This is a genomic window from Cobetia sp. 5-11-6-3, assembly GCF_013374055.1.
Lineage (GTDB): Bacteria > Pseudomonadota > Gammaproteobacteria > Pseudomonadales > Halomonadaceae > Cobetia > Cobetia marina.
The window spans coordinates 80079-94761 of sequence record NZ_BLWJ01000003.1 but is presented as its reverse complement, the minus strand read 5'-3'; the positions used below and the strand labels follow the sequence as shown (position 1 = coordinate 94761).

The 14683-nt window shown below is 64.7% G+C and carries 13 protein-coding genes; 7 read left to right on the top strand and 6 right to left on the bottom strand.

Annotated features, from left to right (window positions below; all coding sequences use genetic code 11):
- Positions 1-48 precede the first annotated feature (48 nt).
- From HXS66_RS06260 to HXS66_RS06250, 3 genes are all read right to left on the bottom strand, one after another.
- Positions 49-1068: a TRAP transporter substrate-binding protein gene (locus HXS66_RS06260; RefSeq protein ID WP_077374833.1), complete on the bottom strand. Its 1020-nt coding sequence runs from the start codon at positions 1066-1068 to the stop codon at positions 49-51.
- 224 nt (positions 1069-1292) lie between these two features.
- Positions 1293-2204 (bottom strand): LysR family transcriptional regulator, encoded by a 912-nt coding sequence (locus tag HXS66_RS06255; RefSeq protein ID WP_176503108.1) that lies wholly within the window; start codon positions 2202-2204, stop codon positions 1293-1295.
- A gap of 109 nt (positions 2205-2313) precedes the next feature.
- On the bottom strand, positions 2314-2754 hold the full coding sequence (locus HXS66_RS06250) for a VOC family protein (protein WP_077374827.1): 441 nt from the start codon (positions 2752-2754) through the stop codon (positions 2314-2316).
- A 290-nt stretch (positions 2755-3044) separates the two neighbouring features.
- Between HXS66_RS06250 and HXS66_RS06245 the strand changes: the two genes are divergently transcribed.
- The 3 genes from HXS66_RS06245 to HXS66_RS06235 are packed head-to-tail and all read left to right on the top strand — an operon-like array spanning position 3045 to position 5520.
- Positions 3045-3812 carry a 5-oxoprolinase subunit PxpA gene (locus HXS66_RS06245; protein WP_084208091.1) on the top strand — a complete coding sequence of 256 codons (768 nt, stop codon included), beginning with the start codon at positions 3045-3047 and terminating at the stop codon, positions 3810-3812.
- The gene (locus HXS66_RS06240) at positions 3812-4558 is read left to right on the top strand and encodes an allophanate hydrolase subunit 1 (protein WP_136938725.1); all 747 of its coding nucleotides are present in this window, start codon (positions 3812-3814) and stop codon (positions 4556-4558) included. Before HXS66_RS06245 ends, HXS66_RS06240 begins: the two co-directional genes overlap by 1 nt.
- Complete coding sequence (locus HXS66_RS06235) at positions 4555-5520, top strand: biotin-dependent carboxyltransferase family protein (RefSeq protein WP_218015148.1); 966 nt, start codon at positions 4555-4557, stop codon at positions 5518-5520. The genes HXS66_RS06240 and HXS66_RS06235 overlap by 4 nt, the downstream gene beginning before the upstream one ends.
- Before the next feature lie 482 nt (positions 5521-6002).
- Here HXS66_RS06235 and HXS66_RS06230 read toward each other — a convergent pair whose 3' ends face one another.
- From HXS66_RS06230 to HXS66_RS06220, 3 genes are all read right to left on the bottom strand, one after another.
- Positions 6003-6977, bottom strand: a complete 975-nt coding sequence (locus tag HXS66_RS06230; protein ID WP_176503107.1) for a cyclopropane-fatty-acyl-phospholipid synthase family protein — start codon at positions 6975-6977, stop codon at positions 6003-6005.
- A gap of 34 nt (positions 6978-7011) precedes the next feature.
- Positions 7012-8721: an AMP-binding protein gene (locus HXS66_RS06225; protein WP_176503106.1), complete on the bottom strand. Its 1710-nt coding sequence runs from the start codon at positions 8719-8721 to the stop codon at positions 7012-7014.
- A gap of 181 nt (positions 8722-8902) precedes the next feature.
- Positions 8903-9340 (bottom strand): MerR family DNA-binding transcriptional regulator, encoded by a 438-nt coding sequence (locus HXS66_RS06220; protein ID WP_077375619.1) that lies wholly within the window; start codon positions 9338-9340, stop codon positions 8903-8905.
- 355 nt (positions 9341-9695) lie between these two features.
- On the opposite strand from HXS66_RS06220, the gene HXS66_RS06215 reads away from it, so the two are divergent.
- The 4 genes from HXS66_RS06215 (at position 9696) to HXS66_RS06200 (ending at position 14634) form a co-directional block, all read left to right on the top strand.
- A complete protein-coding gene (locus HXS66_RS06215; protein ID WP_136938722.1) occupies positions 9696-11276 on the top strand; it encodes a CoA-acylating methylmalonate-semialdehyde dehydrogenase in 1581 nt (526 codons plus the stop codon).
- A 138-nt stretch (positions 11277-11414) separates the two neighbouring features.
- Positions 11415-12581, top strand: a complete 1167-nt coding sequence (locus tag HXS66_RS06210; protein ID WP_176493431.1) for an acyl-CoA dehydrogenase family protein — start codon at positions 11415-11417, stop codon at positions 12579-12581.
- Positions 12582-12634: 53 nt separating this feature from the next.
- The gene (locus tag HXS66_RS06205; RefSeq protein ID WP_176493430.1) at positions 12635-13453 is read left to right on the top strand and encodes an enoyl-CoA hydratase; all 819 of its coding nucleotides are present in this window, start codon (positions 12635-12637) and stop codon (positions 13451-13453) included.
- On the top strand, positions 13450-14634 hold the full coding sequence (locus tag HXS66_RS06200; protein WP_176503105.1) for an enoyl-CoA hydratase/isomerase family protein: 1185 nt from the start codon (positions 13450-13452) through the stop codon (positions 14632-14634). The genes HXS66_RS06205 and HXS66_RS06200 overlap by 4 nt, the downstream gene beginning before the upstream one ends.
- Positions 14635-14683 lie beyond the last annotated feature (49 nt).

Below are 14683 nucleotides of genomic sequence, written 5' to 3'. Positions count from 1 at the left end.
CCGAGCGTTCAGTTGATGGGACGAACGCCCGGCACTGGCAGGCGGGGCTCAGGCATCGAGATCGGCGCGATAACGCTCGAGCAGCTGCTGGCCTTCATCGCCGGCGCGTGATTTCCAGTCCTGGAACAGCTTGTCACCGGCGGCCTTGAGGTCTTCGGACAGCTTCTCGTCCGGCTCGGTGATGGTGAAGCCATTCTCGGTCAGCACCTTGGCGCTCTCGTCGGCATCGGCCTTGCTGGCTTCCCAGCCGCGGGTCTCGGCGGCCTTGGCGGCGTCCAGCACGGCCTGCTGGGTGCTCTCATCGAGGCGATCGAAGGCACGCTTGTTGACGAAGACGATGTTCTTCGGCAACCACAGCTTGGCGTCGTTGTAGTGCTTGACGTAATCCCAGGCCGACATGGACTTGCCGGTGGAGCTGGAGGTGATCATCGCGTCGACACGGCCGGTGCTGAAGGCGGTGGGGATGTCGGCTTCTTCGGTCTCGGTGGGCTTGCCGCCGACGTTCTCGACGAAGCGCTGGGTGTTGATGTTGGGCGCGCGGATGCGCAGGCCCTTGAGCTGGGAGACGTCGGTCAGGTCGAAGTCGGTGTAGATGCCCTGGGCCGGCCAGGCGACCGCGTACAGCGGCATCAGGCCTTCCTTGGCGAACAGCGCGGTGATGTCCGGCTTGGAGGCCTGCCACAGAGCGAAGGCTTCCTCGTAGCTGGAGGCGACGCCCGGCAGGGTGTCCAGCTCGTAGACCGGCGATTCGTTGGACAGGATCGACAGGAAGATCTCGCCGGCCTGGACGGTGCCGCGACGCACCGACGGCTTGATCTCGCCGTGGGAGATCAGCGAACCGCCGCTGTGCACGGTGATGCTCAGCTCGCCATCGGTGGCCGCGGTGACCTCCTCGGCGAACTGCTTGGTGTTCTTGGTGTGGAAGCTGGCATCGCCATACGGAGTGGCGAGGTTCCACTGTGCCGCGAGGGCCGAGCCACTGAAGGCCAGGGCACCGGCGGCTGCCAGTCCGATGAGGGTACTGGAGGTGGCAGATTTGCGGGTGAGGGAGTCGCTGGGCTTACGCATGTCTAGTTCCTCATTATTATTGAATGTTGTCGGCAGACGATTTCATTCTTCAAGTGACAGGCCATCCCGTCCAATCGTTAATTCTGATTCACAGTATCGATGAAATCTTTCATCGTGTCGTCGCATGAAAGCCTTTGGCGATATTGTTAGACCTTGGTCTGACGCTGATCTGATGCAGGGCGGGGCGCGATCAACCCTGACTCAGCGCATGGCAGGCGGCCTGATCAGGGATCGGCATGCGCGTGTTGCTGCGAGTAGGTCTCGGCACACTGGCGACCCAGGCGCGCGACACTGGCGCAGAAGTCGGGGTAATTGGCATTGCGCCAGATGGCCTCATAGACCATCGGCGGCAGCGGGGTCTCGAGTGGCAGACGCACCAGTTCGCCGTGATTGATCACGTCCTCGACGGTGGCGACCGGCAGGACACCGATGCCCAGTCCTTCGCTGCTCATGCGCAGAATGGTCATCAGGGTGCTGGTGCAGTGCACCTTGGGCTGGGTGATGCCCTGTTCGGCGAGGTAGCTGACAAGCTCCGTATAGGGACGGGCCTGCTTGCTGAAGGAGATGAAGGGGGTTCTGGCGAAGCATTCGCCGTCCTGGGCCAGCTGCTCGGCGAGGGTCGGCGAGGCGAACATGCCCATCTCGAAGGTGCACAGCGGTGTCTGGGTCGCGTAGGGGCCCATGGCGGCGCTGTCCATCGCGAACAGCATGTCGAGGTCATTGTCGGCCAGGCGCTGATGCAGAAAGGGCGAGATGTCGACGGTCATTTCCAGCGTCAGCTTGGGGTAGCGCTCGGCCAGCTGGCGCATGAAGGCCGGGAACCAGCTGTTGGCGATGGTCTCGATGACGCCCAGACGCAGCGTGCCGGAAAAGGCGCCTTCCTCCTGAAACAGGCGCATGGCTTCTTCGCGCCCGCTCAACAGGCGTTCGGCATGCGCGAAGAATTCCCGACCGCGCAGGGTGGGCTGGATGGGGCGGGTGGCACGCTCGAGCAGCGATTCGCCGACGGCGGCCTCAAGACGGTTGATGCGGTCCGAGATGGAGGGCTGGGTGAGGTGCAGCTTGGTCGCGCCCTTGCGGAACGAGCCGAGCCGCACGACCCAGACAAAGGCCTCGAGTTCCTTGAAATCGAACATGACAGATGCCCCGTGATGAATCGTTGAGACCGACCATCTTGCCGCATGCCGTGCAGGGCGTCAGCTTTCATCACCGGGCATGCCCCGCACGAGACGGGGCGCGGGACCTTCACTTGCGAAACAGCTGGCTCTCGCGGTCCTTGAAGGCCTTGAACTCCAGCGCGTTGCCGGTGGGGTCGAGGAAGAACATCGTGGCCTGTTCACCGGGCTCGCCCTTGAAGCGCACATGAGGTGCGATCTCGAATGTCACGCCTTCGGCAGTGAGACGATCCGCCAGTGCCTGCCAGGCCTCCATCTCGAGTACCACCCCGAAGTGCGGCACCGGGACGCCATGCCCATCGACCGGATTGCGGTGTTGGGCGAGCGGGTTGTCAGGGTCGGCCAGTGCCGGGTTCAGGTGGCAGACGAACTGGTGGCCGTAGAGGTCGAAATCGACCCAGCTGTCCGAGGAGCGTCCCTCCGGACAGCCGAGGAATTCGCCATAGAAGCGCCGGGCTTCGGCGATGTCACGCACTTGAATCGCGAGGTGGAACGGATCACTGACGGCCATGTGGAAATTCCTGTTGTTGTGGGTGGTTCCGCCAGACAGGACGCGTCGGTCGCCTGAGTCAGGCCGGCATTCGGAGAGATGACGGCCCTTTCGTGGCTGTCCGGGGTGCCCCAGACAGAAGCATGTGGCGGTCTGACAGGCAAGCGGATGATTGACTGGGCTTTCATACCTTCTGGTAATGAAAGATTTCATCGATATAACGAATCACAAAATACGATTGGATACCGAGGCATGGCCTTACTTAGAGTGGAGGGATAACAACACACAAGATCATCCTGCGAGGTGTCTCAATGTCCCGTTCCGCTCCCTCCCTCCCTCTGCTCAATTGCGACATGGGCGAAAGCTTCGGCAACTGGAAGATCGGCCTCGATGACGAGGTCATGCCCTACGTCGATTGCGCCAACATCGCCTGTGGCTTTCACGCCTCTGACCCCACCATCATGCGCCGCACCGTGCGGCTGGCGGTCAAGCACGACGTGCGCATCGGCGCACATCCCGCCTATCCGGATCTGCAGGGTTTCGGGCGTCGCTCCATGGCCTGTTCGCCTGCGGAAGTCGAGGACATGCTGCTCTATCAGATCGGCGCGCTCGACGGTATCTGTCGCGCCGAAGGCACTCGCGTCCAGTATGTGAAGCCGCATGGTGCGCTCTACAACGACATGGCCGCTGACCCGACGCTACTGCGCGCCGTCATGCAGGCCGTGGTGCGCTATGACGCCAGCCTGCCGCTGATGGTGATGGCGACCGCCAATCCGGCACCGATGCAGGCACTGGCCGACGAGATGGGCATCACGCTGTGGTTCGAGGCCTTCGCCGACCGTGCCTACGACTCGCGCGGTCACCTGGTCTCGCGTCGTGAGCCCGGCGCCGTGCATCACGACAGCGAGGTGATCATCGCCCAGTCGGTGACGCTGGCGCGCGGTGAAGCCCTCACCGACAGCAGCGGCGGTGATCTGGTGCTCAGTGCCGACACCCTGTGCGTGCACGGTGACAACGCCGAGTCCGTGGCGGCGGTGCGTGCCATCCGTGACGCCTTCGATGCGCTGGCGGGTGCCTGATGGCTGGGGGGAATAGCCACGAACGTGGCTCGTCACCGCAACTGCGCCTCGAGACCGTCGGCATGGACAGCTTGATCATCCGGCTGTTCGACCGCATCGAGGAATCCAACATGGCCTGGATTCTGGCCGCTGACGGGGCCTTGCGTGAGGCCTTCGGCACAGCGCTGGTGGATCTGGTGCCGTCCTATACCACCTTGCTGCTGCACTATGACGTGGCGGCACTGGAAGAAGGCGAGGTGCGTGCCCGTATCCAGGCGGCCCTCGAGAACCTCGCTCCGCAGAGCGGTCAGCAGGGCCAGCTGCACGAGGTGCCCGTCTGGTACGACGACAGTGTCGGTCCGGAGCTTGCGCCGATCGCCGCGCGTCTCGGCATCAGTGTCGAGGCGTTGATCGAACGGCATGGCGCGCATGATTACTGCGTGTTCGCGCTTGGCTTCGCCCCCGGTTTCGCCTTCATGGGCGTGCTTGAGGAGGCATTGACCACACCGCGTCTCAAGACGCCGCGCCAGAAGATCGCCCCCGGCAGCGTCGGCATCGCCGACCGTCAGGCCGCGATCTACCCGTCCCGCTCTCCCGGTGGCTGGAACATCCTGGGCCGCACGCCCATCACGCTGTTCGGCCGCAACGAGGCCGGTGAGCCGTCCAGTCGCTTCATGCCCGGTGATCGCGTGCGTTTCGTTTCCGTGAGCCGAGAGGAATTCGTTCGTCTGGGCGGCGATGTCACCCCGTTGGAGGAGCGCGCATGAGTGCCGACAACGACAAGCGCGTGAGACTCGACGTCGAGCGCAGCGGTGCCCTGGCACTGGTACAGGACGCGGGACGCCTGGGTGTCCGCCATCTGGGCGTGACCCAGGGCGGCGCGGCGGACTGGGTGTCACTGGGCTGGGCCAACTGGCTGCTGGGCAATGCCCCGGATGCGCCGGGACTCGAGATCACCATGGGCGGCGGCCTGACCCTCAAGGTCGGGCAGGCGGGCACGCTGGCGCTGTGTGGCGCTGATCTGGCGGCGACACTGGATGGTGAGGCGTTGCTGCCCGGGCAGGCCTTCGCCGTGACGGCGGGGCAGGTGCTCAAGTTCGAGCGTCCGGTCGCCGGGCTGCGCGCCTATCTGGCCTTCCCGGGTGGGCTGGATGTCGCCCCGGTGCTGGGCAGTGCGGCCTGTACCGTGCGTGATGGTCTGGGCGGGCTGGATGGCGAAGGCCATGCATTGGCCAGCGGCGATGTGCTGACGGCGGCCGGCAATGAGCTGTCGCTGCGCGAGTTGCCGGCGTCGGCACAGGCATGGCAGCAGTCGCTGACCCCCGAGGAGGGCGAGGCGCTCGAACTGGCGCTGGTGGTAGGCGCCCAGATTGCCGAATTCAGCGGCGACAGTCTCTTTCGCGCCTTCAACCGCGACTGGGCAGTGGACGGGCGTGCCGATCGCATGGGCGTGCGTCTGACCGGCCCGCGTCTGGAGCGTGACGGTGCCGGGATGGTCTCCGAAGGCATTCCGCTGGGCGCGGTACAGGTGCCCGCCGATGGCCAGCCGATCATCCTGCTCAATGATCGCCAGACCATCGGCGGCTATCCGCGCCTTGGCGCGCTGACGCCGCTGGCCTGCGCGCAGCTCGCCCAATGCGTGCCGGGCACCAGGGTGCGGCTGGCGGCCGTGACGCCGGGCCAGGCGCGCCAGGATCACCTCGCGGCACTGGCCGCCTGGCAGGCGTGAGGGCTCGCTGATCCAGTGCGCCATGCCGTGCCGATGAGCTGACGGACGGCGTGTCGGATCAATGGCTCGCACCGGCAGGAATCGAGCTGACAGCACGAGCAGACAAAGCGAGCAGACAAAAAAAGGGCCTCCAGATGGAGGCCCTTTCGGTTTTCCCGTGAGGGAATCTTTGATGCAGTCGGCGCGGATTGATCAGATCAGCGCCTTGATGAACAGATTCCCGGAGAAACGGTGCGCGAGCATCGGGAAACTGTGCACTGGCACATGGAAATGAAAGACATGCTCCAGTGCGGTCATCATGGTGAGGAAGACCCTCTTGCATGACGACGGATAACGAACGGCTTATCCCCCGAACGGGACTGTACTGGCAAGAATAACGGTTGATGACAGTGGATGCCAGTCATTTACGAGCGGTGTTTTCTAATTTTTTTCACGCCGGTATCGGACTGGCCTCACGCGGGAAACCTCCAGGCTCATCACCGTCATGGATGGCGGCGCTTGCGCAGTCGCCACAGGTGCACTTCCAGCCAGCCGGCCTCCAGCGCCTCGGCCAGATTGTGCTGCATCGTCGGGAAATGCGGCCCGAAGATCAGCTCCGGTGTCAGCGCCTGGCTGGCACGCTGGACGGGCGAGAGTGGGGGCTGGCCGGGGGCGCCGGGAGAGGGTGTGCGCAGACGCCGCGCCTGCCAGGCGAGCACCTGAGGCGTCAGTTCGGCGTGCGCCTCGACCTCGAAACCACTGTTGGCCATCGCCTCGTGCAGTTCCTCGCAGCTGGCCAGGTGATCGGCGCGGGGTGTCAGTGCCCAGGGCACCGGCAGCTGCGGACGCTCATGGAAGGCTTGTGCTTGGACGCTGAGCACCGGCTCATGCAGCACCAGATAGCCGTCATCGTTGAGGCAGTCATGCCACTGACGCAACACGTCGGTCTTGTCGCTCAGATGGACCAGCAGGTGCTGGCTCAGGATGCGGTCGACATGTCGCCCCGTCAGGGCGGGATGCAGCTCGGGATAGCAGGCGTCGCCCTCCAGCACTCGGATACGTTCGCGCAGGCCGGTGGCACGGTTGAGCGCGACGGCCAGCTGGCAGAGGCTCTCCGAGAGATCCAGCGTGGTGACGTGATGCCCGGCGCTGGCATGCTGACTGACCAGCATGCGTGCCAGTCCGCCGAGCCCCGCACCGGGCTCGAGAATCGCGAGTGGCATGCCCTCGGGGGTCTCGAGAGCCGCCATCGCCAGCAACTCGCGGCTGCCGGCCGCGCCTCCCAGATGCAGCTGATCCAGCCCTGCCAGCACCGAGGGCGGCAGGACGGGCTCAGGATGCGCCTTGATCAATGCCTCGAGTGCCTCCTCCAGTGCCGCGTGATGCCGAGGGGACGCGTAGTGCGCCACCTGGGCACAGGCCGTGCTCAGGTGGCGAGCGGAGGAGGCGTCGTCGCCTCCCGGCGTGTCGTGACTCATGCGCGTGTTCTCCGTGGCCCTCCCAGGTGTCCGTTCATGCCTTGAGACCCAGCTCCGCCGTGGCGGTTTCGCGCATCTTGAATTTCTGGATCTTGCCGGTGACGGTCATCGGGAATTCCTCGACGAACTTGATATGGCGCGGCACCTTGAAGTGGGCGATTCTGCCCTGGCAGAACGCCTTGAGGCCTTCGGCATCCAGCTGCTCGCCTTCCTTGAGCTTGACCCAGGCCATCACTTCCTCGCCATAGCGCTCATCGGGCACGCCGATCACCTGCACGTCCGACACGGCAGGATGGGTGTAGAGGAAGTCCTCTATCTCGCGGGGATAGATGTTCTCGCCACCGCGGATGATCATGTCCTTGATGCGCCCGACGATGGTCACGTAACCGTCCTCATCGAGGGTGGCGAGATCACCGGTATGCATCCAGCGGCCACTGTCGATGGCCTTGGCGGTGGCGTCCGGGTTGTTCCAGTAGCCGAGCATCACGCTGTAACCGCGTGTGCACAGCTCGCCCTTCTCGCCGCGCGGGACCACCTGGCCTGTCTCGGGGTCGACGATCTTGATCTCCAGATGGGGATGCAGGGTGCCGACGGTGGAGACACGCTTGTCCAGCGGTGCCTCGCGGGTGGTCTGCAGACTCACCGGGCTGGTCTCGGTCATGCCATAGGCGATGGTGACCTCGCGCATGTGCATGCGCTCGATGACCTGGCGCATCACCTCGATGGGGCAGATGGAACCCGCCATGGTGCCGGTACGCAGGCTGGAGAGATCAAACTCGTCAAAGCGCGGGTGCTCGAGTTCGGCGATGAACATCGTCGGTACGCCGAACATCGCGGTGGCGCCTTCCTCGCTGACCGCCTGCAGCGTGGCCAGCGGATCGAAACCCGCCTCGGGATAGATGATCGTCGCCCCGTGTGTCAGACAGCCCAGATTGCCCATCACCATGCCGAAGCAGTGATAGAGCGGCACCGGCATCACCAGCTTGTCGTGCTCCGTGAGATTCATGCGCTCGGCGACGAAGAAGCCGTTGTTGAGAATGTTGTGATGCGAGAGCGTGGCCCCCTTGGGGGCCCCGGTGGTGCCGGAGGTGTACTGGATGTTGATCGGGTCATCGAAGTTCAGGCTGGCCTGCAGCTCGTGGAGTGTCTCGAGACTGACCTCTCCGGCGCCGCCCAGCACATCCTGCCAGTGGAGCATGCCGGGCAGGGCGTCCTCGGCCTCGAAGCAGACCAGACGCCTGAGGTCCGGCAGCGCGCCATTGTGAATGCCATCACGGCCGCGGGCCTCCCTGGCCTCAGGGAACAGCTCCTCGAGGATCGCGACGTAGTCCGAGGCCTTGAAGCGTGCCTGGAAGATCAGCGTCGCCGCGCCGGACTGCTTGAGGGCGTAGGCCAGCTCATGGCCGCGATAGCTCGGGTTGAGATTGACCAGCACCGCGCCGATCTTGGCGGTGGCGTACTGGATCAAGGTCCACTCGGCGCGATTGGGTGCCCAGATGCCGACCCTGTCGCCGCGCTCGATCCCCATCGCCAGCAGGCCGCGCGCCACGCGCTCGACCTCTGCATGCAGCTCGGCCCAGGTGTAACGCAGCCCCTGATGACGGCTGATCAAGGCGTCGCGCTCGGGCCAGCGCGCGGTGATGCGATCGAGACAGTCACCGATGGTTTCCCCCATCAGGGGAGTCTCGGAGAGGGTGCTCAGATAGCTGAGAGACTGGCGTGTGGCAATGGCGTCCTGTGACATGGCGTTGTCCTGTGTCCCTGGTTGTTATTGGTGTGGCAAGGCGTATTCAGGGGGAGCCGCCCGGCGGGCGGTCACGCCGCCAGGGGGCGGCGGCGTGAATGTCATGGTGCTTGTTGTCGTTATCGGTCTTGCTGTCGTGATGCTCTCAAAGGTGTTGGAAGAGGGTGACGGGTGTCGCGCATCATCCGTGTGTCGTCAGGCGGGCCAGCGCTTCCCGCGCCCGCGTCTCGACATCGTCCAGCTCGCGCTGCATGGCGGTGAGGTCGCGCAGCTGGCGCTCCAGTCCTTCACGTTTCTCGGCCAGGATGTCGAGCAGCCTCGTGAGCTGCTTCTCGCCGCCGCCATCCGCGGCATCGTAGAGATCCACCACCTCGCGAATCTCGGCCAGCGAGAATCCCAGCCGCTTGCCGCGCAGCGTCAGCTTGAGGCGCACGCGGTCCTTGTCGTGATAGATGCGCGTCTGGCCGCGTCGCTGAGGATGCAGCAGGCCTTCCTGCTCATAGAAGCGGATGGTGCGTGTGGTCACGTCGAAATGACGTGCCAGCTCGCCGATGCTCCAGGTGCGTTGGGTCGGGCGAATGGCGTCGCTGGTGCTGGTGGCACTCAGCAGGCCTTCCATGCCGACGCCATCGTCCGGACTCTCGGAGGCTGTCGGGTTCTGGGTGTCAGGCGTTGAGGTAATCATCGTATCCGTCATGGGCACTGCCGCTCCGAATGCTGTGTGCGCCGAGGAGATGGCATGCCCCTCTGCGCAGTGGATGCCAGCGGCGTCTGGCCGTGAATTTTCTACAGACTAGCATTGTTTACGTTAACGTAAAGGGTAATAGTATTTGCAGCCAACCAAGCAGATGCTAGGTTGAGTCAGATCGCAATGTCGGCTTGCCGCTTTCGGCAAGATGGCTCTGGCTGACGTCTCCGGCTCTGCTGACACGCCGTCCTTCACCCAATAACAACAGACACAGGAATGCCACGTCATGTCTTCGACTACCCTCACGTCCGCAAACGGCTCGCTTGAGTTGCTGTCACGACTGCGCGCCGTCGTCGCCGGTGACAGCGCACCACTGGTATTGCCACAGCTGATCAATGGCCAGTTTGTCGCAAGCGCCGCCGATCAGCACCTGAGCGTGACCAACCCGGCTACCAACGCTGAAGTGGCGCGTGTTCCACTGACGCCGCTCAGCGAACTGGACGAGGCGCTGGTGCATGCCGAGCAGGCCTTCCAGCGCTGGCGCAACACCCCGGTGCCGACCCGTGCCCGTCTGATGCTCAGCTATCAGCATCTGCTCAAGCAGCACCATGACGAGCTGGCCGAGATCATCTCCCATGAGCTGGGCAAGACCTTCGAGGACGCCAAGGGCGATGTCTGGCGCGGCATCGAGGTGGTCGAGCATGCCGCCAACATTCCGAGTCTGCTGATGGGCGAGACGGTGGAGAACGTCGCCACCGGCATCGACAGCTACTCCGTGACCCAGTCGCTGGGCGTCTGCTTGGGCATCACGCCGTTCAATTTCCCCGCCATGATACCGCTTTGGATGTTCCCGCTGTCCATCGCCTGCGGCAATGCCTTCGTGCTCAAGCCTTCCGAGCAGGTACCGCTGACCACGCTGCGTCTGGCGGAGCTGTTCATGGAAGCGGGAGCGCCCGAGGGCATCCTGACCGTGGTGCAGGGCGGGCGCGATCAGGTCAATCACCTGCTGGCCCACGAGACACCGCGCACCGTAAGCTTCGTCGGTTCGGTACCGGTGGGGCAGCACATCTATCGTACCGCCACCGACAACCTCAAGCGCGCCCAGTGCTTCGCGGGTGCCAAGAACCACATGGTGATCATGCCGGATGCTCCGGCGGACCAGGTGGTGAATGCGCTGGTCGGGGCCAGTGTCGGTGCGGCGGGTCAGCGCTGCATGGCGATCTCGGTGGCGGTCTTCGTCGGTGATTCGAAGGCCTTGATCGCGCGGGTGCGTGATGCGCTGGCCGAGGTGCGCCCCGGTGCCTGGAATGACAAGGGCGCCAGCTACGGACCGCTGATCTCGCCGCAGGCACTGGAGCGCGTGACGGGCTGGATCGGGCAGGGCGTCGAGGAAGGGGCCGAGCTGCTGCTGGACGGTCGCGGCATCTCGGTGGCGGGCTATCCCGACGGCAACTGGCTGGGGCCGTGCCTGTTTTCCAAGGTGACGCCGGAAATGGTGCTCTATCGTGAGGAGATCTTCGGGCCGGTGCTGTGCTGCATGGAGGCGGCGGATCTGTCCGAGGCCATCGAGTTGATCAACAACAACCCCTACGGCAACGGCACCTCCATCTTCACGCGCTCCGGCGGGGCGGCACGCCGCTTCCAGAACGAGATCGCGGTGGGCCAGGTCGGCATCAATGTGCCGATTCCGGTGCCGCTGCCGTTCTTCTCCTTCACCGGCTGGCGCGGCAGCTTCTTCGGCGATCTGCATGCCTATGGCAAGCAGGCGGTGCGCTTCTATACCGAGACCAAGACGGTGACGGCGCGCTGGTTCGATGATGCGCCGGCCGAGGGCAATCAGCCCAACTTCTCCATTCAGATGCGCTGATGACTCCTCAGCTGCGCTGATGGCTCTCTTTACAAGACCGCTGAGGGCTCTTCAGATGCGCAGAGGGCTCTCTTCACAAGCCCGCCGAGGACTCGGCGGGCCTGGAGATAAAGAACAAGGACAACAGGAGGCAGCTGCATGAACTTTTCGCTGACCGATGACCAGCGTGCCCTGCAGGAGGGCGCGCGTGCCTTCGCGGATGCCGAGCTTGCCCCGCATGCCGCCGAGTGGGACGCCACGGCCCATTTCCCCATCGAGACGCTGAAGAAGGCGGGTGAGGCGGGCTTCATGGGGCTCTATGTCCCCGAGGAGCATGGCGGTCTTGGCCTGCCGCGTCTGGACAGCTCCATCATTCTCGAGCAGCTGGCCACTGGCTGCATCTCGACCACCGCCTACATTACCATCCACAACATGGTCGGCTGGATGATCGCGAGCTTCGCCAGTGACGAGTGCCGCGAGCAGTGGGTGCCGGCGATGGTGGCGGGCGACAAGCTCGGCTCCTACTGTCTGACCGAGCCGGGCAGCGGCAGTGATGCCGCCAGTCTGCGCACCCGCGCCGAGCGTGACGGCGATGACTACTACCTGAGTGGCTCCAAGATGTTCATCTCCGGTGCCGGGGCGACGGACGTGCTGGTGGTGATGGCGCGCACCGGCGAGCCGGACAGCGGCGCGGCGGGTATCTCGGCCTTCGTGGTGCCAGCGGATGCCGACGGCATCAGCTACGGCAAGAAGGAAGACAAGATGGGCTGGAACAGCCAGCCGACCCGGCTGGTGAGCTTCGATCGCGTGCGGGTCCCGGCGGCCAATCGTCTGGGCGAGGAGGGCGAGGGCTTCCGTTTCGCGATGAAGGCGCTGGATGGCGGACGCATCAACATCGCCACCTGCTCGCTGGGCGCGGCCCAGAAGGCGCTGGAGCTGTCGCGGGATTATCTCGGCGAGCGCAAGCAGTTCGGGCGCGAGCTGGCGCAGTTCCAGGCCCTGCAGTTCAAGCTGGCCGACATGGCCACCGAACTGACCGCCGCACGCACCCTGGTGCGACTGGCGGCCTTCAAGCTCGATGAGGGTGACGGCGAGGCCAGCGCCCACTGTGCGATGGCCAAGCGCTTTGCCACCGACATGGGCTTCGAGGTCTGCAATCAGGCACTCCAGCTGCATGGCGGCTACGGTTATATCCGCGAGTACCCGTTGGAGCGGCTGGTGCGTGACACCCGTGTGCACCAGATTCTGGAAGGCACCAACGAGATCATGCGTCTGATCATCGCGCGCCGTCTTCTGACGCCGGGCATGATCGAGTCGCTGGCGTAACGGCGCCTCCACTTCAATTCGTCAGTGGTTACCATCTTTCAGGGAGTTACGTGATGTCATCCAATCAAGGGCCATGCCTCGTTCTCGAGAAGGATCGTCATATCGCCCGTGTCACCATCAGCAATCCGCCGGCCAACACCTGGACGGAGGCGTCCTTGATCGAGCTGGAGCAGTTGCTCGATGAGCTGGAGGGCGATGGCAGCGTCAGTGCGGTGGTGATTACCGGTGAGGGCGACAGGTTCTTCTCCGCCGGCGCCGATCTCAAGACCTTCGCCGACGGTGACAAGGGCGTGGCCGCCACCATGGCGCGCCGCTTCGGGCTGGCCTTCGAGCGGCTGGCCAACTTCCCCGGCGTGACGATCGCCGCCGTCAACGGCTACGCGATGGGCGGCGGGCTTGAATGCGCGCTGGCCTGCGATATCCGTATCGTCGAGCGTCAGGCGAAACTGGCGCTGCCGGAGGCCAAGGTCGGTCTGCTGCCGTGCGCGGGCGGCACCCAGCACCTGCCGTGGCTGGTCGGGGAGGGCTGGGCCAAGCGCATGATCCTGTGTGGTGAGCAGGTGGATGCCGAGACCGCCGGCCGCATCGGGCTGGCGGAAGAGGTGGTCGAGACCGGCCAGAGCCTCGAGCGTGCGCTGGCGATGGCCGAGAGCGTCGCCAACCAGAGCCCGAGTGCGGTGGCGCGCTGCAAGGCGTTGATCATGTCCTCACGCCATCGCGGCATGAGCGATGGCCTGCGCATGGAACGCGAGCTGTTCGTCGAGCTGTTCGATGACCCCAACCAGAAGGAGGGCGTGAGTGCCTTCCTGGAGAAGCGTGCACCACAGTGGGTCTCGCATCAGAAAGAGGTGAAGGGAGGAGGGCGCTCATGAGCCAGATAGAAGGTGTCACTGCCAAGGCCGCGACCGATGTCGAGGCGCCCGTGGTGTTCGAGACGCGTCGCGCCCGCGACGGCAAGCAGCTGGGCATCATGCGCCTGAATGCGCCGCGCTCGCTGAATGCGCTGTCGCTGGCCATGATCGAGCGCATCGAGGCCCAGCTGGATGCCTGGGAGCTGGACAGCAGCATCGCCATGGTGTGGCTGGAAGGCGCCGGCGAGCGTGCGTTGTGTGCCGGTGGCGATATCGTGGCGCTCTATCAGGCGATGACCACGGCGCCTGCCAGCGAAGGCGCAGACCCTCTTGAAGCGCTGGAGGATTTCTTCGCCACCCGCTACTTCACCGCGGAATACCGGCTCGATCACCGGCTGCATACCTTCCCCAAGCCGCTGCTGGTGTGGGGCGGCGGCATCGTGATGGGCGGCGGCATGGGGCTGTTCGCCGGCGGTTGCGAGCGCGTGGTCACCGAAAGCTCACGGCTGGCGATGCCGGAGGTCAGCATCGGCCTGTACCCGGATGTCGGGGCCAGCTGGCTGCTCAATTGCCTGCCGCGTGGCATCGGCGAGTATCTGGGAGTGACCGGCGCGCAGCTGAATGCCCGCGATGCGCTGGATCTCGGGCTTGCCACACGCCTGATTCCCGACGCGCAGCGCGAGGCGCTCAAGCAGGCGCTGTGCGAGGGGGAATTCGGGCGTCATCCGTCGCGTCATCTGAGCCAGGTGCTGAGCGAGTTCGAGCGCCGTGAGCTGGCGCCGCCGGGACAGGTCATGCCGCTCTTTGATCATCTTCAGCAGCTGGTCGCCGGGCGCGAAGTGCTGAAGGCCTGTCAGCGGATCCTCGATGATCCCCAGGCGCGCAGTGACTGCAATGCGTGGCTGAACGCCAATCGCGAGCGTCTGGAAGCCGGCTGCCCCAGTTCCCCGCATCTGGTATTTCGCATGCTGGCACGCCATCGCCACTCCTCGCTGGCGGAAGCCTTCCGCGACGAGCTGACCCTGTCGGTGCGCTGCTGCATGGGCACCGAGCTTGCTGAAGGAGTACGCGCCCTGCTGATCGACAAGGACAGGCAGCCGCAGTGGGCCTATGCCTCGATCGCGCAGGTCTCCGAGGAATACATCGACGGCTTCTTCGCGCCGCTGTGGGAAGAGGACGAGCATCCGCTGATGGATCTGTAAGCGCGCTTTTCAGCACGGGCGGCAGGTGCGGACATGCCGCCGGACGCCA